Annotated in this window: 1 pseudogene; it reads left to right on the top strand. The window is 56.1% G+C overall.

The annotated features are described in order from the left end of the window. Nucleotides 1-891 (top strand): annotated as a pseudogene (locus tag CAF87_RS29395) (hypothetical protein); the annotation flags it as partial.

The following is an 891-nucleotide window of genomic DNA, read 5'->3' as shown; positions in this document are numbered from 1 at the left end:
TGCCAGATTCACCGGTGCGTCGGGTACGCCGGCTGGGGGCTCACACACGGCGCCGGAAAAAACCGTCACCGTGCTCGGGCCGCAGGAAATTGCACTGACCAATAGCGTGGTGGCTTTCAACCTGAACAAAGCGGTGACGGTCAGCTACACGGTCGAACGCGGGAATGCGCCACCATTGCCTTCGGATATTCGTTCCCTGGCGGTACAGTCACTGGTGCTGGATCTTTCCAACGTGCCAAAGATTCTTCAGGCGGCCAATAACGGTGATGGGCTGGAACTGGATCTGGAAGCGATCAAGTCGTCAGCAACATTACGCGCCCTTGGCTGGCCGTTGATTGCCCTGAAACAATGGGTATGGCTGCGATTCAAGGGGACACTCAACGACAACACCCCCTATGACAAAGCTTTCTGGGCCCAACCGGGGCCCGTAACCAATAGCGGTTGGATAACTAATGATTATTACGACTCTGGCGTCTCTACTACGTTTTTGAACGAATTAAAAAATCTGAAGGATGGCTCATCGTTTTCCATCGAATTCAAGGCTGCGCTGGGGGGGAGTCAGATCGAAGCCGATGCGGTGTCCTTTCCGCTGCGAACCTACACGATCAAGGCTATCGCGGATGTAAAACCGGTGATCACCCGAGCAGAAGACTCCAAAGGCGTCGAAATCCTGCCTGGTGGTTTTACCGTCGACCCCGCCGTAACACTGATCGGCACGTCAGCCCCAGGTCAGAAAGTCCAGATATTCGATGGCCCCACACCCGATGGCCAGCCAACAGCCGATCCCGTCACTGGCATCTGGAAACACACACTTAGCGGCCGGACACTCACGCTGCACACATTCACTGCAAAGGCGCTGTACGCGTCAGGGCAGACATCAGCCCCGCTCAC

This window comes from Pseudomonas sp. R38(2017), assembly GCF_002112395.1.
Lineage (GTDB): Bacteria > Pseudomonadota > Gammaproteobacteria > Pseudomonadales > Pseudomonadaceae > Aquipseudomonas.
This window is presented reverse-complemented; position numbering and strand designations above follow the sequence as displayed.